This window comes from Pseudomonas sp. W22_MBD1_FP4 (assembly GCF_052113765.1).
GTDB classification, from domain to species: Bacteria; Pseudomonadota; Gammaproteobacteria; order Pseudomonadales; family Pseudomonadaceae; genus Aquipseudomonas; species Aquipseudomonas sivasensis.
The window spans coordinates 76306-91490 of the sequence record NZ_JBGQOI010000022.1; the positions used below are offsets into that span (position 1 = coordinate 76306).

A 15185-nucleotide genomic window follows, 5' to 3' on the forward strand; every position below is an offset into this window, starting at 1 on the left:
ATGGCTCTTACTTGATCAGACCATCCAGCGGCGAAGAGGCGCTGGCGTAGAGTTTTTTCGGCATGCGCCCGGCGAGGTAAGCCAGGCGGCCTGCGACGATGGCGTGTTTCATGGCTTCGGCCATCATGATCGGTTGCTGAGCATGGGCGATGGCGGAGTTCATCAGCACAGCGTCGCAACCCAGCTCCATGGCGATGGTCGCGTCGGAGGCAGTGCCTACGCCCGCATCCACCAGTACGGGAATCTTGGCTTCTTCGAGGATGATCTGCAGGTTGTACGGATTGCAGATACCCAGGCCGGAACCGATCAGACCGGCAAGCGGCATCACGGCGATGCAGCCGATTTCCGCCAATTGACGGGCGATGATCGGGTCATCACTGGTGTAGACCATCACGTCGAAGCCTTCCTTGACCAGCGTCTCAGCGGCCTTGAGGGTTTCGATCACGTTGGGGAACAGGGTTTTCTGGTCGGCCAGCACTTCCAGCTTCACCAGGTTGTGACCATCAAGCAGCTCACGGGCCAGGCGGCAGGTGCGCACGGCTTCAATGGCGTCATAGCAACCGGCTGTGTTCGGCAAGAAGGTGTAGCGATCCGGCGACAGCACTTCGAGCAGATTCGGCTCGCCCTCGATCTGACCGAGGTTGGTGCGGCGTACGGCGAAGGTCACGATTTCAGCACCCGAGGCTTCGATGGCCAGGCGGGTTTCTTCCATGTCGCGGTACTTGCCGGTGCCGACCAGCAAGCGGGACTGGTAGGTACGACCGGCCAGGACGAAGGGCTTGTCGCTACGAACGATGCTCATGGGAAATCCTCGAAATGGGGTGAGGTTCTGCAGAATTCGGGCAGGCGACTAGCCGCCGCCGATGGCGTGGACCACTTCAACCTGATCACCTTCGGTGAGCGCAGTCTCGGCGTGGAGGCTACGCGGAACGATATCCAGGTTGAGCTCCACTGCGACGCGACGCCCGGTCAGGTCCAGACGGGTCAGCAGGGCCGAAACGGTTTCACCGTCGGGCAGTTCAAAGGATTCGCCGTTCAACAGAATGCGCATGCCGCGGGCCGCCATCGTTTTTAGGGGCCAGCATTCTAGCTTGATTGGCGTTGCCGGCCCAAGTCCCTTGGTCAGACGACCTGCAAGCGCCAGGCAAACAAACCGAGGAAGAACCAGCCGAGCAAGAACGCCAGGCCACCGAACGGCGTGATGATGCCGAGCTTGCTGATACCGGTCATGGTCAGCGCGTAGAGGCTGCCGGAAAACAGCAGGATACCGATGACAAACGAGATACCGGCCCAAGTCACCAGGCGGCCGGGAAGATGGGCGGCCAGCAACGCCACGCCGAACAGCGCCAGTGTGTGCACCAGTTGGTAGGTCACTCCGGTATGGAAGATCGCCAGGTACTCGGCGCTCAGACGGTTTTTCAGGCCGTGGGCGGCAAACGCGCCCAAGGCCACACCGGTGAAGCCGAAAAACGCGGCCAGCATCAGAAAGCTACGCAGCATAGGGAACTCCAGTCAGACTCATCGGGCAGGGTCTGTATAATGGCCCGCTCAACGGGTTCGGCCAAGCCATCTCTATGCTGCGTCTCCTATTCAAACGCTTTCTCAACGTCGTGAAATGGTTTGCCATCGGCAGTGTTTTGCTGGTGCTGCTGTTTCGTGTCGTCCCGCCGCCCTTCACCGCCCTGATGGTGGAGCGCAAGGTCGAATCCTGGTTCGACGGCGAACCCATTGACCTACAGCGCACCTGGGTGCCGTGGGACGAGATCTCCGATGAGCTCAAAGTGGCGGTGATGGCCGGTGAAGACCAGCGCTTCCCGCAGCATTGGGGCTTTGATTTCGGCGCGATCCAGGCGGCGATCCTGCACAACGAGCGCGGCGGTTCGATTCGCGGCGCCAGTACGTTGAGTCAGCAGGTGTCGAAGAATCTGTTCCTGTGGGCTGGCCGCAGTTATTTGCGCAAAGGGCTGGAGGCCTGGTTTACCGGGTTGATCGAGGTGCTGTGGCCCAAGCAACGGATTCTTGAGGTGTACCTCAATAGCGTGGAATGGGATGAAGGCGTATTCGGCGCGGAGGCGGCGGCGCGGCATCACTTCGGCGTAAGCGCCAAGGGCTTGTCCCGGCAGCAGGCCAGCTATTTAGCGGCGGTGTTGCCTAACCCACGGGTATGGAGTGCCAGCCACCCGACCGCTTATGTGGCGCGGCGGGCGGCGTGGATTCGCCAGCAGATGAGCCAGCTAGGCGGAGATGGTTATCTGGTGGAACTGAACAACTCGCGCAAAGCGCCTTGGTCCGACTGATACAACACAAAAAAATGTGGGAGGACGCTTGCTCCCGATAGCGTTGGATCAGTCATTTTGATGTCGACTGACACTCTGCTATCGGGGGCAAGCCCCCTCCCACATTTTTAAGCGGCGCTTTTAAGCGGCGATCGACAACTTCAGCTTGTTCATCGCGCTTTTCTCAAGCTGACGAATTCGCTCGGCCGACACGTTGTACTTCTGCGCCAAGTCGTGCAGCGTGGCTTTTTCTTCCGCCAGCCAGCGCTGGTAGAGGATGTCACGACTGCGGTCGTCCAACACTTCCAGCGCTTCGTGCAGGTTGTGGTTGGAATTGTCGCTCCAGTCGGCGTCTTCCAGTTGACGCGCCGGGTCGTACCGGTGGTCTTCCAGATAGTTGGCCGGCGATTGGAAGGCGCTGTCGTCGTCCGCTTCGGCGGCCGGATCGAAGGCCATGTCATGGCCGGTCAGGCGACTTTCCATTTCGCGCACTTCACGGGGCTCCACACCGAGGCTTTCGGCCACGCGGTGGACTTCCTCGTTGTTCAGCCATGCCAGGCGTTTCTTCTGGCTACGCAGGTTGAAGAACAGCTTGCGCTGGGCCTTGGTGGTCGCGACTTTCACAATGCGCCAGTTGCGCAGGATGAACTCGTGGATTTCCGCCTTGATCCAGTGCACGGCAAACGACACCAGGCGCACGCCCATCTCAGGGTTGAAGCGCTTTACAGCCTTCATCAGGCCGACGTTGCCTTCCTGAATCAGGTCAGCCTGGGCCAACCCGTAGCCGCTATAGCTACGGGCGATATGTACGACAAAACGCAGGTGGGCGAGCACCATCTGCCGAGCCGCCCCCAAATCCTGCTCATAGTAGAGACTCTCGGCCAGTTCACGCTCCTGCTCGGGCGTCAGCAATGGAATGCTGTTGACCGTGTGCACATAGGCTTCCAGGTTCGCACCAGGGACCAAGGCATAAGCAGGTTGCAAAGAAGTGGTCATACGAAAAAACCTCCGACTCACATAACTCGTGCAGTTCAGCACTGCGAAAATTGACCGGGAACCGTAGGACAAGTTCCCTAAACCACTGATACGGTCAATACAAACGAAACCACATTAATCTGACATTAACTACTTCGGTGCCAGCTCACGTAAATGCCGTGCGACCGCAATCCAGGCACCGATATAACCCAACAATACCGCGCCAAGCAAGAGCGACAGACCATCGGCCACCGGTACCCCGGCCAGGGCAAAATCACTGCCGTACAAGCCGGCAAGCCCAACGACTGCGTCGTTCAGCCAGTTCAGGCCGAACGCCAGCACGCCCCAGGACAAAATCCCCGCACCCAGGCCATAAAGCGCGCCCATGTACAGAAAAGGCCGACGCACATAGCTGTCCGTGCCGCCGACCAGTTTAATCACTTCTATCTCGATGCGACGGTTTTCAATATGAAGACGAATGGTATTACCTATCACCAAAAGTAATGCAGACACCAACAGCACCGTCAGGCCGAACACAAAACGGTCGCCAAGCTTGAGGATCGCCGCCAGGCGCTCTACCCAGACTAGATCAAGTTGCGCCTGTTGCACCTTCGGCATCTCTGCGAGTTTTTGCCGCAGGGCTTCAAGGGCCGGCTTGTCGACTTCATTCGGGGTCACCAGCACCACGCCGGGCAGTGGGTTCTGCGGCAGCTCTTTAAGCGCCTCGCCCAGGCCGGACTGCTGTTGGAACTCCTCAAGGGCCTGGTCGCGGCTAACGTACTCGGCGTCCGCGACGCCCGGCATATTCTTGATATCGTCCCGTAGCGCTTCGCCTTCCTTGGTACTGGCATCCAGGTTCAAGTACAGCGAAATCTGCGCCGCACGCTGCCAGGAACCGCCCAAACGCTCCACATTATTAAGCAGCAGCGACAAGCCCATTGGCAGGCTCAAGGCCACAGCCATCACCAGGCAGGTGAAAAAGCTGCCGATCGGCTGTTTGCCCAGACGGCGCAAGCTGTCCAGCAGGCTGGCGCGGTGGCTTTCGATCCAGGCGCTCAGCAAGGTGCTGAAGTCCGGGCCGTCGTCATCGTCGTGTTTTTTCTTTTTCGGTTGCGGGTCGGCCGGTTTTGGCGCAACGCGCTCGGAAACCTTAGGGCTACGTGTGGCACTCATACGCCAGCCTCCCCGTCACCGATCAGGCGACCGCGCTGCAGGGTCAGCATGCGGTGGCGCATGCGGGCGATCAACGCCAGGTCGTGGCTGGCGATCAATACGCTGGTGCCCAGGCGGTTGATGTCTTCGAACACCCCCATGATCTCGGCCGCCAGACGCGGGTCGAGGTTACCGGTAGGTTCGTCCGCCAGCAGCAAGGCCGGGCGATGGACGATGGCGCGGGCGATGCCGACGCGCTGCTGCTGACCAGTCGAGAGGTCGCCGGGGTAGAGGTCGGTCTTGTCCGACAGCGCCACGCGCTCCAGGGCCGAATCCACACGCTTGACGATTTCGGCCTTGGATAACCCAAGAATCTGCAGCGGCAGCGCAATGTTGTTGAACACCGTGCGATCGAACAGTAACTGGTGGTTCTGGAACACTACGCCGATCTGGCGGCGCAGGAACGGGATCTGCGCATTACTGATGGTGGCCAGGTCCTGGCCGGCGAGCAGCAACTTGCCGGTAGTCGGGCGTTCCATGGCCAGCAGCAGGCGCAACAGCGTGCTTTTGCCGGCCCCCGAGTGACCGGTGACAAACAAGAACTCGCCGCGACGCACTCGAAAGCTCAGCTCATGCAAGCCGACATGCCCGTTGGCATAGCGTTTACCGACCTGTTCGAATCGAATCATGAACGCTCCCGCTCGGCAAACAGTGCCTGTACAAAGGGTTCGGCCTCAAAGGTGCGCAGGTCGTCGATGCCTTCACCGACGCCGATATAACGAATCGGCAACCCGAACTGCTTGGCCAAGGCGAAGATCACACCGCCTTTGGCCGTGCCGTCGAGCTTAGTCAACGCCAGGCCGGTCAGTTGGACCGTCTGGTTGAATTGTTTGGCCTGGCTGATAGCGTTCTGGCCGGTACCGGCGTCCAGCACCAGCAGCACTTCGTGCGGCGCGTCAGCATCGAGCTTGCCGATAACGCGGCGGACTTTCTTCAGCTCTTCCATCAGGTTGTCTTTGGTGTGCAGACGACCAGCGGTATCCGCGATCAGCACATCGATGTTACGAGCCTTGGCGGCTTGCACGGCGTCGAAGATCACCGAGGCGGAATCGGCACCCGTGTGCTGGGCGATGACCGGAATCTTGTTGCGCTCACCCCAGACCTGCAATTGCTCAACGGCGGCGGCGCGGAAGGTGTCGCCGGCAGCGAGCATGACTTTCTTGCCTTCCGATTGCAGTTTCTTGGCCAATTTGCCGATGGTGGTGGTCTTGCCGGCGCCGTTGACGCCCACTACCAGGATCACGAACGGCTTGTTCGGGGTGATCACCAGCGGTGCTTCCACGGGTTTGAGCATCGCAGCCAGTTCGGCCTGCAAGGATTTGTAGAGTGCATCGGCATCGGTCAGCTGCTTGCGCGCGACTTTTTGGGTCAGGCTCTGGATGATCACCGCGGTGGCTTCGACGCCCACGTCGGCGGTCAGCAGACGGGTTTCAATGTCTTCCAGCAGTTCGTCATCGATGACCTTCTTGCCCAGGAACAGGCTGGCCATGCCTTCGCCGATGCTGGCGCTGGTCTTGCTCAGGCCTTGCTTGAGACGAGCGAAGAAGCCGGTCTTGCTTGTTTCGGCGGGTGGGGTGATCGGCTCTGGCTCTACAACCTCGATAACTTGGGCAGGCTCAGCGGCCACAACAGGCGCAGGAACCGGGACTTCCACGGCGAGTGGCGCTTCGGCCACCACCTCGACCGGCTCAACCACCGCAGGAATCGGCGGGGCCACGTGCTCAGCCTGTATGTCTTCGACCAACGCCACGGGCTCTTCGGCCACTGGCAACTCAGGCCACGGCTTGTGCTCAGGCTCAGGCTCGGCCTCAACCACTGGCTGCAACACCGGCTCAGCCATCGGCAACACCACCGGCGCAGGCACTTCGGCAACCGGCTCGGCTTCTACTATAGGTTCGGGGATCGGCTCAGCTTGAACCTGTGGCTGTTCGACAACGGTTTCCTGCGGCTTTTTGCGCAGCCATCCGAACAGGCCTTTCTTCTCGCCAGCCGCAGCTGGGGTCTTCTTGTCGTCGTTGGAACCAAACATGGAGACGGCTATCTCAAGGTAGCGAAGTGCCAGAGCGGCACGTCGGTAAATAAAATTCGATGCGTAACAGACTGTTTTTTAGCCAGCTCGTTCATGCGCAACATTTTGTAAGGCCTAAATAGGGCCTCAACAAGACTGCCGCAGTGGCCGTCCGTATATTCGACCAGTATCCTAGCACCTCCTCGCCCGCTGACGCTAAGACCAAGCGGGCAGCCCAACAGGTTTAAAAACGAATGAATGCTCTAGCCCGCCGCGCCGCAGGCCTGCTGTTCAGCACAGTTTGTCTGCCTCTTACAGCCTTGGCTGCCGACCCACAACCCACCCATGAATTCACCCTGGACAACGGCCTCAAGGTCGTCGTGCGCGAAGATCATCGCGCCCCTGTGGTGGTTTCCCAGGTTTGGTACAAAGTGGGTTCGAGCTACGAAACCCCGGGCCAGACTGGTTTGTCCCACGCCTTGGAACACATGATGTTCAAGGGCAGCGCCAAAGTCGGCCCCGGCGAAGCCTCGCTGATCCTGCGCGACCTGGGTGCCGAAGAAAACGCGTTCACCAGCGATGACTACACCGCTTATTACCAAGTCCTGGCCCGTGACCGCCTGGGCGTGGCCTTCGAACTTGAAGCCGACCGCATGGCAAGCCTGCGTCTACCGGCCGACGAGTTCAGCCGCGAAATCGAGGTTATTAAAGAAGAACGTCGCCTGCGCACCGACGACAACCCGATGTCCAAGGCCTACGAGCGCTTCAAGGCCATGGCCTTCCCGGCCAGCGGCTACCACACGCCGACCATCGGCTGGATGGCCGATCTGGACCGCATGAAGGTCGAAGAACTGCGCCACTGGTACCAATCCTGGTACGTGCCGAACAACGCCACCCTGGTGGTAGTCGGCGACGTAACTCCGGACGAGGTGAAGAACCTGGCCCAACGCTACTTTGGCCCGATCCCCAAGCGTGACGTACCGCCCGCGAAGATCCCGATGGAGCTGGCCGAACCCGGCGAGCGCCTGCTGACGATGCACGTGCAGACCCAATTGCCGAGCGTGATGCTCGGTTTCAACGTTCCTGCCCTGGCGACTGCCGAAGATAAACGCTCGGTGCAAGCCCTGCGCCTGATTTCGGCCCTGTTGGATGGCGGCTACAGTGCGCGCATCTCGGAGCAGTTGGAGCGCGGTGAAGAGCTGGTTTCGGCCGCTTCCACCAATTACGACGCTTATACCCGCGGCGACACCCTGTTCATGCTGTCGGCCACCCCAAACCAGCAGAAGAAAAAGACCGTTGCCCAAGCCGAAGCCGGCCTGTGGCGACTGCTCGAAGAACTCAAAGCCAAGCCGCCAACCGCCGAAGAACTGGAACGCATCCGCGCTCAGGTCATCGCCGGCCTGGTCTATCAGCGTGACTCCATCACCAGCCAGGCCACGGCCATCGGCTCCCTGGAAACTGTCGGCCTGTCCTGGAAGCTGATGGACAGCGAACTCGCCGACCTGCAAAGCGTGACGCCTGAAGATATCCAGAAAGCCGCGCGTACTTATTTCACCCGCGAGCGTCTGAGCGTCGCCCATGTTCTGCCTGAGGAGACTGCTCATGAGTGATCGCAAAAGCCTGATCCTGCCTGGCCTGATCGCCGTTACCCTGATCGCGGCGAGCGCCGTGTATTTCCTGCGCCCAAGTGAATCGGTCGCGAGCCCGGCGCTTGAAAAAGCCCAGTCAGCCAACAAACTGCAATCCTTGGCGGAGTTGGACGGCAAGGCACCCACCAACCGCAAGCTCGACGTGCAAACCTGGACCACCGCCGAAGGCGCCAAGGTGCTGTTTGTTGAGGCGCATGAACTGCCGATGTTCGACATGCGCATCCTGTTCGCCGCCGGCAGCAGCCAGGATGGCGATGTGCAGGGCCTGGCGTTGATGACCAACGCCATGCTCAACGAAGGCATACCGGGCAAGGACGTCAGCCAGATCGCCAGTGGTTTTGAAGGCCTGGGCGCCGACTTCGGCAATGGCGCTTACCGCGACATGGCACTGGTATCCCTACGCAGCCTGAGTGCCAGCGATAAACGCGACGCCGCCCTGGCGCTGTTTGACGACGTGATCGGCAAGCCGACCTTTCCGGCCGACTCCCTGGCCCGCATCAAGAATCAGATCCTCGCCGGCTTCGAATATCAGAAGCAAAACCCCGGCAAACTCGCCAGCCTGGAGCTGTTCAAGCGCTTGTACGGCGATCACCCTTATGCGCACCCGAGCGAAGGCACACCTGAAAGCGTGCCGAAAATTAACCTGGCGCAGTTGCAGGCGTTCCACGCCAAGGCGTACGCCGCCGGTAATGCGGTGATTGCGGTGGTAGGCGACCTGACCCGCGCCGAAGCTGAAGCCATGACCGCAAAGGTGTCCGCATCGCTGCCTAAAGGCCCGGCCCTGGCGAAGATTGCCCAGCCGACTGAACCAAAGGCCGGCCTGAGCCATATCGAGTTCCCATCCAAGCAGACGCACTTGCTGTTCGCCCAACTCGGCATCGACCGCGCCGACCCGGACTACGCGGCCTTGTCCCTGGGTAACCAGATCCTCGGCGGCGGTGGTTTCGGCACCCGTTTGATGAGCGAAGTACGTGAAAAGCGTGGCCTGACCTACGGTGTTTACTCCGGTTTCTCACCGATGCAGGTACGCGGTCCGTTCATGATCAACCTGCAGACACGCGCCGAAATGAGCGGCGGCACCCTGCGCCTGGTCGAAGACGTCGTGGCCGATTACCTCAAGAACGGTCCGACGCAAAAAGAGCTGGATGACGCCAAGCGCGAGCTGGCCGGCAGCTTCCCGCTGTCTACCGCCAGCAACGCCGATATCGTCGGTCAGCTGGGCGCCATGGGTTTCTACAACCTGCCGCTGAGCTATCTGGAAGATTTCATGAAACAATCCCAGGCCCTGACCGTAGAGCAGGTCAAGGCTGCAATGAATAAACACTTGAGCGCCGATAAGATGGTCATCGTGACCGCCGGCCCGACGATTGCGCAAAAGCCACTACCGCCCCCCACTGATAAACCCGCCGAGCAGCCGCTCGGGGTTCCGGAGCATTAATGGCCAGTTCATCTCGCCCGAAAAAACCTGTCCACAACGTACACAACGGTGTGGGCCAACTGCGCATCATTGGCGGTGAATGGGGCAGCCGCAAGCTGAGCTTCCCCGATGTCGTGGGCCTGCGCCCAACGCCGGATCGCGTGCGTGAAACCCTGTTCAACTGGCTCGCGCCGTATATCGCGGGCGCTAAGGTCTTGGACCCGTTCGCCGGCAGTGGCGCACTGTTCCTGGAGGCGTTGTCCCGTGGCGCGTCTCAGGCACAGGCACTGGATGCCAGCAATGTGGCGGTCTCCAGCCTCAAGGAACACCTGGGCACCCTGCGTTGCACCAATGGCCAGGTACAAACTGCCGATGCTCTGCGCTACCTGGAAACCCAGGCGGCCAGCGAGTACGACGTAGTGTTCCTCGACCCGCCGTTTAACCAGAACCTCTTGCCGACCGTGTGCACGCTGCTGGAAGAACGCCAATGGCTGGCGCCCGACGCTTGGATCTACACTGAAAGCGAGACTGCGCCATCTTCCTTGGGACTGCCGGGCGCGTGGCGACTGCACCGGGAGCAGAAATCCGGGCGGGTGTATTACGCGTTGTGGCATCGGTTGGTCGAGAACTGAGAGTAATCTAGCTTTTGTAGTGCGCGGGCTTGCCCCGCGCTGGGCTGCGGAGCAGCCCCAATAAAAACACCGCGCACCATCAGCTAGAACTCGGTCGCTTGGTCTGGGGCCGCTCCGCAGCCCCGCGCGGGGCCAGCCCGCTCACCACAGAAGCCTGCTCACCACAGCAAACGCGCTTGCCACAGAGATCTGCATGACCCCTTCCTCTGAAAAATTCACCCCCGCCTTCGGCCTCGGCAACCCTCACCTGCAAACCCTGTGGGGGCCGCTGTGGCGCCCTACCACCCATATCGAACGCCAACGCGAACGCCTGTGGCTGGAAGACGGCGACTTTCTCGACCTCGACTGGCATGGCCCGCATGACGCGCAGGCGCCGTTGGTGCTGGTGCTGCATGGGCTGACCGGCTCGTCCAATTCCCCCTATGTAGCCGGCCTGCAAAAAGTCCTCGCAGCGCAAGGCTGGGCCAGTGCGGCCTTGAACTGGCGTGGTTGCTCGGGCGAGCCCAACCTGTTGGCCCGCAGCTATCACTCGGGCGCCAGCGAAGACCTGGCCGCCGCCATTGCGCATCTACGCGCCAAGCGGCCGCTGGCGCCGCTGTATGCGGTGGGTTATTCGCTGGGTGGCAATGTGCTGCTTAAGCACCTGGGGGAAACCGGCGAGGCATCCGGGCTGCAAGGCGCGGCGGCGGTGTCGGTGCCGTTTCGCCTGGACCAGTGTGCGGACCGCATCGGGATAGGCTTCTCGCGCGTTTACCAGAAGCACTTCATGCGCGAGATGCTCGCGTATATCCGCGTCAAGCAGCGTCAGTTTTTGCAGGATGGTCGGGAGGACGGGTTGAAAACCCTGGAAGCGCTCGGCTCACTGGAGAAGATGCGCACCTTCTGGGACTTCGATGGCCGGGTCACCGCGCCGCTGCACGGGTTCTTGAGTGCCGAGGACTATTACCGCCGCGCGTCGAGTCGCTACTACCTGGGTGCTATACGCACGCCGACGTTGATTATCCAAGCTGCCGACGACCCGTTCGTATTCGCCCACAGCTTGCCCGAGGCCAGCGAGCTGTCGGCGTGCACCGAGTTTGAGCTGACGGCCAAAGGTGGGCACGTGGGCTTCGTCGATGGCTCACTGAAACGCCCCAGCTACTACTTGGAGCGGCGCATTCCCCAATGGTTACTGTCAAAACACGGTTAAACATGTGGGAGGGGGCTCGCCCCCGATTGCGGTGGAACAGTCAATAATGTGTCGACTGATACTCCGTAATCGGGGGCAAGCCCCCTCCCACATTTGGACTGGGTTTACACGACCGGTAAATCAGTCGCCAGTCGCAATTGCCCGCGCAGGATCGGTAATCCACTCGCTCCACGACCCCGCATACAACTTGCCCAACGGATAACCCGCCAGACTCAGGGCGAACAGGTTGTGGCAGGCCGTCACACCCGAGCCGCAGTACGCCACCAGATCTTCCGGCGAGCGGCCTTGCAACTGCGCGGCGAAGCGTTGCCTGAGTTGGTCGGCCGGCAGGAAACGTCCATCGCTGCCCAGGTTTTCGTTGAACGCCGCACATTGCGCACCGGGGATATGCCCGGCAATCGGATCAATAGGTTCAACGTCACCGCGAAAACGCGCTTGGGCACGGGCATCGATCAAAGTCAGGCCGGGTTGGCCCAAGCGTTTTTGCAGGTGTTCGGCGTCCAGCAACAGATGATTGTCCGGCGTACCCGCGAAGGTGCCAGGCTCTGTCACCGGCGCGTCCAGGCTCAACGGGAAACCAGCTACATGCCAGGCCTTGAGGCCGCCATCCAGGATAAACACGCCATCGCGCTTGCCCAGCCAGGCCAGCAGCCACCAGGCGCGGGCGGCAAATGCGCCGGGGCCGTCGTCATAGAGCACCACGTCGGTAGTGGCATGGATGCCCCAGGCCCGCAATTGCTCGGCAAAAGTGTCCGCCGCCGGCAATGGGTGGCGACCGGTCACGCCCTTGATAACCGGGCCGCTGAGATGGCGTTCCAGGTCGGCATATTGCGCGCCGTCGATATGCCCTTCGGCGTAGCTGCAAAGTCCGTAATCCGGGTCTTCCAGGGCAAAACGACAGTCCAGGATCACCAGCCCGGTCGACTTCTGGCGCTCGGCCAATTGCTGGGGACTGATCAGTTGGGCAAGCGGCATGACGAACTCCTACGAATGCAGTGGGAAAGGCCTACTTCACTTCTTCCAGTGCCTGGTTCAGCGGCACGTAAAATTCTTTGAACAGCGCATCCACGGCCTCTTTCGCCTGAGGCGTGACAAAACCGGCCTCCAGCACCAGCACCTGATACACCCCGCGCTTGATGGCTTCGGCACTCAAATGGGCAGAATTTTCATTGGTGGTGCACAGAAAACGCACCCACGACGTGAGGATGATCCAGGCGTTGAGGGTCAGTGCTTCGGTTTGAACAGGGTCCATATTGAGGATGCCAGCGTCGACGAACCCCCGGTAGATCGCATTGCCTTGGGTCAGGCAACGCTGGGAAAAGCGCCGATAACCGGTGGCGAGCTCGGGATCGCTCTCCAGCAGATGTTCAAGGTCGCGATGCAGGAAGCGATAGCGCCACATCCCGGCCAGCAGGGCCTGCAGGTAGAAACGTTTGTCTTGAACCGTCGCGGCGCGCCCCTGTGGCGGACGCAGAAAACTGTCTACCAGCGCTTCGTATTCACGGAACAGCACGGCGATGATCGCCTGCTTGTTGGGGAAGTGGTAGTACAGGTTGCCCGGCGAAATTTCCATATGGGCGGCGATATGGTTGGTGCTGATACTGCGCTCACCCTGCTGGTTAAAAAGCTCCAGGCTGGTTTGCACAATGCGCTCGCTGGTCTTTACTCGTGGTGCCATAGGGGAATCAGCTTCTATACACGTGATGGCGCATCTTACGACCTATCCTTGCCAGGATAAATCTGCATGTTGCCGCAATGTTATTTGACAATTTAGAGCAATGACTCTAAAAATCCAGGCAGACCAATAACAATCGGTGCTGCGCCATGTCTGCCAACGTTGCCTACCTGCAAGATTCCCAGGTGCTGGATCAGCTCCAGGGCCTGTTCGACGCTCAACGTCGCGCCTACGCCGCCAACCCCATGCCGCCGGCAGCACAACGCCAGCAATGGCTCAAGGCCCTGCGCGACCTGCTCAGCGACGAGCGTCAGGCGCTGATCAACGCAATCAGCCAGGACTTCAGCCACCGCAGCGCCGACGAGACCCTTTTCGCCGAATTGATGCCAAGCCTGCATGGCATTCACTACGCCAGCAAACACCTCAAAGGTTGGATGAAACCTTCCCGCCGTGCTGTAGGCATTGCCTTTCAACCGGCCTCAGCCAAGGTCATTTACCAACCGCTGGGCGTGGTCGGGGTGATCGTGCCGTGGAACTACCCGCTGTACCTGGCCATCGGGCCGTTGGTCGGCGCGTTGGCGGCAGGTAACCGGGTGATGCTCAAGCTCAGCGAGTCCACTCCCGCCACCGGCGAACTACTCAAAACCCTGTTGGCGAAAATCTTCCCCGAGGATCTGGTGTGCGTGGTGTTGGGGGAAGCCGACGTGGGCATGGCGTTTTCCAAGCTGCGCTTCGACCACCTGCTGTTCACCGGCGCCACCAGTATCGGCAAACACGTGATGCGCGCAGCGGCCGAGCACCTCACGCCGGTCACCCTGGAGCTGGGCGGCAAGTCGCCAGCCATCGTTTCCGCCGATGTACCGCTCAAGGACGCCGCCGAACGCATCGCCTTCGGCAAAGCCTTGAATGCCGGGCAAACCTGTGTGGCGCCGGATTACGTGCTGGTGCCAGAAGACCGTGTCGAGGGCTTCGTCGAGGCTTACAGCAAAGCCGTTCGCGGATTTTATCCGACCCTGGCAGACAACCCGGACTACACCGCAATCATCAATGAACGGCAATTGGCTCGGCTCAACAGCTACGTCAAGGACGCCACCGACAAAGGCGCGACGCTGATTCCGCTGTACGAGCAAGGCCAGGCGCGCCGCATGGCCCACAGCCTGCTGCTGGATGTCAGCGACGACATGACTGTGATGCAGGACGAGATCTTCGGCCCAGTGCTGCCGATCGTGCCGTATCGCGGTATCGACCAGGCGTTTGCCTACATCAACCAACGCCCTCGCCCGCTTGCTCTGTATTACTTCGGCTACGACAAGGGCGAACAGAACAGAGTGCTGCACGAGACCCATTCCGGCGGCGTGTGCCTGAACGACACCCTGCTGCACGTGGCCCAGGACGACATGCCATTTGGCGGCATCGGCCCTTCGGGCATGGGCCATTACCACGGGCATGAAGGTTTCCTGACCTTCAGCAAGGCTAAGGGTGTGCTGGTGAAGCAGCGCCTGAACGCCGCTAAGTTGATCTACCCGCCTTATGGCAAGGCTATTCAGAAGTTGATCCAGAAGCTGTTCGTTCGCTGACACCGCCACCCACGGGATAACAATAACAATGAACCCTAGCCTGACTGATTCACCCGCGCTGTCGCGGCGCGGCGTCTTGAAAATCGGCCTGTGCGCCAGCGCCTTCCTCGCCACCGCCGGGCTTGGCGCCAGCCTCAGCGGCTGTTCCAGCAGCACACCGGCCAGCGGCTTTGCCCTGTTGCGCAGCAGCGATCTGCCGTTTTTACGCGCGGTCATTCCGGTATTGCTGGAAGGTGTAGCCAGCGCCCAGGAGGTGGCCAACGGCGTCGAAGACACCCTGAAAAAACTCGATTTCAGCCTGCAGCGCCTGTCGCCCGAGATGTTCAAGCTCACCCAGCAGCTGTTCGACGTATTGGGCATGGCCATCACCCGAGGTCCGTTGACCGGTATCTGGGGCCGCTGGGAGAACGCCAGCACAGAGCAGATCCACAACTTCCTGCACCGCTGGGAAAACAGCTACCTGAACCTGCTGCGCATGGGCCAGGGCTCATTGCTCAAGCTGGTGATCATGGCCTGGTACTTCCAGCCCGCATCCTGGGCCCATTGCGGCTATCCCGGCCCGCCGAAGATCTGAT

The 15185-nt window shown here is 60.6% G+C and carries 16 protein-coding genes; 7 read left to right on the forward strand and 9 right to left on the reverse strand.

Translation table 11 applies throughout. The annotated features are described in order from the left end of the window. Window positions 1-7: 7 nt before the first annotated feature. From ACEN2T_RS24055 to ACEN2T_RS24065, 3 genes are all read right to left on the reverse strand, one after another. The gene (locus ACEN2T_RS24055) at window positions 8-802 is read right to left on the reverse strand and encodes a thiazole synthase (protein WP_032884143.1); all 795 of its coding nucleotides are present in this window, start codon (window positions 800-802) and stop codon (window positions 8-10) included. Window positions 803-850: 48 nt separating this feature from the next. Next, complete coding sequence (thiS, locus tag ACEN2T_RS24060) at window positions 851-1051, reverse strand: sulfur carrier protein ThiS (RefSeq protein WP_032884144.1); 201 nt, start codon at window positions 1049-1051, stop codon at window positions 851-853. Between the two features lie 71 nt (window positions 1052-1122). Continuing rightward, window positions 1123-1500 carry a DUF423 domain-containing protein gene (locus tag ACEN2T_RS24065; RefSeq protein WP_032884146.1) on the reverse strand — a complete coding sequence of 126 codons (378 nt, stop codon included), beginning with the start codon at window positions 1498-1500 and terminating at the stop codon, window positions 1123-1125. Between the two features lie 74 nt (window positions 1501-1574). Between ACEN2T_RS24065 and mtgA the strand changes: the two genes are divergently transcribed. Next, window positions 1575-2297 carry a monofunctional biosynthetic peptidoglycan transglycosylase gene (gene mtgA, locus ACEN2T_RS24070; RefSeq protein WP_032884148.1) on the forward strand — a complete coding sequence of 241 codons (723 nt, stop codon included), beginning with the start codon at window positions 1575-1577 and terminating at the stop codon, window positions 2295-2297. A 120-nt stretch (window positions 2298-2417) separates the two neighbouring features. Here mtgA and rpoH read toward each other — a convergent pair whose 3' ends face one another. The 4 genes from rpoH to ftsY all read right to left on the reverse strand — a co-directional run bounded on the left by rpoH (window position 2418) and on the right by ftsY (window position 6492). Next, window positions 2418-3272: an RNA polymerase sigma factor RpoH gene (gene rpoH, locus ACEN2T_RS24075; protein ID WP_003176698.1), complete on the reverse strand. Its 855-nt coding sequence runs from the start codon at window positions 3270-3272 to the stop codon at window positions 2418-2420. A gap of 129 nt (window positions 3273-3401) precedes the next feature. After that, the gene (gene ftsX / locus ACEN2T_RS24080) at window positions 3402-4424 is read right to left on the reverse strand and encodes a permease-like cell division protein FtsX (protein ID WP_442117685.1); all 1023 of its coding nucleotides are present in this window, start codon (window positions 4422-4424) and stop codon (window positions 3402-3404) included. Next, the gene (gene ftsE / locus ACEN2T_RS24085; protein ID WP_003213784.1) at window positions 4421-5092 is read right to left on the reverse strand and encodes a cell division ATP-binding protein FtsE; all 672 of its coding nucleotides are present in this window, start codon (window positions 5090-5092) and stop codon (window positions 4421-4423) included. Before ftsE ends, ftsX begins: the two co-directional genes overlap by 4 nt. Next, a complete protein-coding gene (gene ftsY / locus ACEN2T_RS24090; RefSeq protein WP_442117686.1) occupies window positions 5089-6492 on the reverse strand; it encodes a signal recognition particle-docking protein FtsY in 1404 nt (467 codons plus the stop codon). The genes ftsE and ftsY overlap by 4 nt, the downstream gene beginning before the upstream one ends. Before the next feature lie 233 nt (window positions 6493-6725). Between ftsY and ACEN2T_RS24095 the strand changes: the two genes are divergently transcribed. From ACEN2T_RS24095 to ACEN2T_RS24110, 4 genes are all read left to right on the forward strand, one after another. Beyond that, on the forward strand, window positions 6726-8081 hold the full coding sequence (locus ACEN2T_RS24095; RefSeq protein ID WP_442117687.1) for a M16 family metallopeptidase: 1356 nt from the start codon (window positions 6726-6728) through the stop codon (window positions 8079-8081). Next, window positions 8074-9558, forward strand: coding sequence for a M16 family metallopeptidase (locus ACEN2T_RS24100; RefSeq protein ID WP_095185136.1), 1485 nt, complete (start codon window positions 8074-8076; stop codon window positions 9556-9558). The genes ACEN2T_RS24095 and ACEN2T_RS24100 overlap by 8 nt, the downstream gene beginning before the upstream one ends. Further along, window positions 9558-10169, forward strand: a complete 612-nt coding sequence (rsmD, locus tag ACEN2T_RS24105; RefSeq protein ID WP_032884156.1) for a 16S rRNA (guanine(966)-N(2))-methyltransferase RsmD — start codon at window positions 9558-9560, stop codon at window positions 10167-10169. Before ACEN2T_RS24100 ends, rsmD begins: the two co-directional genes overlap by 1 nt. 193 nt (window positions 10170-10362) lie before the next feature. Next, window positions 10363-11358, forward strand: coding sequence for a hydrolase (locus tag ACEN2T_RS24110; RefSeq protein WP_032884157.1), 996 nt, complete (start codon window positions 10363-10365; stop codon window positions 11356-11358). A 120-nt stretch (window positions 11359-11478) separates the two neighbouring features. Here the strand turns inward: ACEN2T_RS24110 and ACEN2T_RS24115 are convergent, their stop codons facing one another. Continuing rightward, a complete protein-coding gene (locus ACEN2T_RS24115; protein ID WP_095185137.1) occupies window positions 11479-12333 on the reverse strand; it encodes a sulfurtransferase in 855 nt (284 codons plus the stop codon). A gap of 31 nt (window positions 12334-12364) precedes the next feature. Beyond that, the gene (locus tag ACEN2T_RS24120) at window positions 12365-13036 is read right to left on the reverse strand and encodes a TetR/AcrR family transcriptional regulator (protein WP_032884162.1); all 672 of its coding nucleotides are present in this window, start codon (window positions 13034-13036) and stop codon (window positions 12365-12367) included. Window positions 13037-13182: 146 nt separating this feature from the next. Between ACEN2T_RS24120 and ACEN2T_RS24125 the strand changes: the two genes are divergently transcribed. Both ACEN2T_RS24125 and ACEN2T_RS24130 read left to right on the forward strand, forming a co-directional pair. Further along, on the forward strand, window positions 13183-14610 hold the full coding sequence (locus ACEN2T_RS24125) for a coniferyl aldehyde dehydrogenase (RefSeq protein ID WP_032884164.1): 1428 nt from the start codon (window positions 13183-13185) through the stop codon (window positions 14608-14610). 28 nt (window positions 14611-14638) lie between these two features. Further along, window positions 14639-15184: a twin-arginine translocation pathway signal protein gene (locus ACEN2T_RS24130; protein ID WP_442117688.1), complete on the forward strand. Its 546-nt coding sequence runs from the start codon at window positions 14639-14641 to the stop codon at window positions 15182-15184. Window position 15185 lies beyond the last annotated feature (1 nt).